The organism is Colwellia sp. MB02u-14 (genome assembly GCF_014076915.1).
Classification (GTDB): Bacteria; Pseudomonadota; Gammaproteobacteria; order Enterobacterales; family Alteromonadaceae; genus Colwellia_A.
This window is the reverse complement of sequence record NZ_JACGUX010000032.1, coordinates 1-1244: the sequence shown is the minus strand read 5'-3', so window position 1 is coordinate 1244 and position 1244 is coordinate 1. Positions and strand designations below refer to the sequence as shown.

The following is a 1244-nucleotide window of genomic DNA, read 5'->3' as shown; positions in this document are numbered from 1 at the left end:
GCGATAAATGTATTCATTGCTCTGATTTAAATGAATCACAATTGGCTCAATTAAAAGCGCAGCATCAAGAAACTCTCGAAGATAATTCTACCTTTGGTAAATACCTATTATTTGGTTCGGCAATTTTAGGTTTACTATTGCTTCTTAGTTTTTTATAGTTTGTATATCAGCAATTTACACATAACAAGCTATTCAAGTGGGACAAATTACAGTTGGCTGGTTCCGCTTCGCTACACATTTTAGCCAACTACAATTTGCCCCTTAATAGGGCGTTATATTGCAAATCAGGTTGGGCATAGGAAAAAAGTTCAGTGGAAGAAGATTTAATCGATTGTGAGTGTCACGGTAAATCAATACCTGCAATAGTTTGCGGCCATTTGGTAAATAATAGCTGTCAGCAGGTTGGCTTTATCGAGAACTCAGATGTTCCAGATGATTTACAAGCCTGGTGTAATGCTTGCGAATCCTTATTTAATACAGAACAAGAGTTAACTGAGAAGTTTAGGGCATTTAATAATATGTCCGTCGTTTGCAGCAAGTGCTATCAAGAAATTAAAGTTAGGCATTCAACTGCAATATAACAAGCCATTCAAGCAGGACAAATAACAGTTGGCTATTTGCTCCTTCGTCGCTTATTTTAGCCAACTATTATTTGCCTCTTAATGGGGCGTTAGCTGTACAAGGGACGTTGTGTTTAAAATTCTAAAGTATTTAATAATCACAGTTCTATTTTTTGTTTCAGTTACATATTTGTATATATTTCGTGAGCAGGATATAAAAGTCGACTTTATTCCTCCACAGTTTGAATTTTGTGATGAACGCATTTCTAAAGGTGACGTTGAGTACGACGCTTTAGTTTTACTTTTGAATAACAATAAAAGTGGCTGGGTTTCTTCGTTTGTCAGCTATGCTCCAATTCAAGTTTATTACTCCCCAGCTTTTAGTGTTAATATTTTAAATAGTAATGTTGTAGTTTCATATAAAACTGACAATGGTTTCCCTCAATTTGTAAAAGAAATACAACATGACTTGGGTAGTGTATGTGCAAAGTACAGCTAACAAGCCATTCAAGCAGGACTTTTAACAGTTGGCTAGGTTCCGCTTCGCTTCACATTTTAGCCAACAATTAAAAGCCTCTTAATGGGGCGTTATGCGGCATTGCGAATTCGATTAAATGTAATTGTGGTAGTTGCCTTTTCTTTATCTTGGTTATTTACGCGTAATTAAATCTATTTCAGTTTTTG

2 protein-coding genes are annotated in these 1244 nt (G+C 35.5%); both read left to right on the top strand.

All coding sequences use genetic code 11. The features are described 5' to 3' along the window. Positions 1 to 311 precede the first annotated feature (311 nt). Positions 312 to 581, top strand: coding sequence for a hypothetical protein (locus tag H4J52_RS03015; protein ID WP_182224203.1), 270 nt, complete (start codon positions 312 to 314; stop codon positions 579 to 581). A 169-nt stretch (positions 582 to 750) separates the two neighbouring features. Beyond that, positions 751 to 1059, top strand: a complete 309-nt coding sequence (locus H4J52_RS03010; protein WP_182224202.1) for a hypothetical protein — start codon at positions 751 to 753, stop codon at positions 1057 to 1059. Positions 1060 to 1244 lie beyond the last annotated feature (185 nt).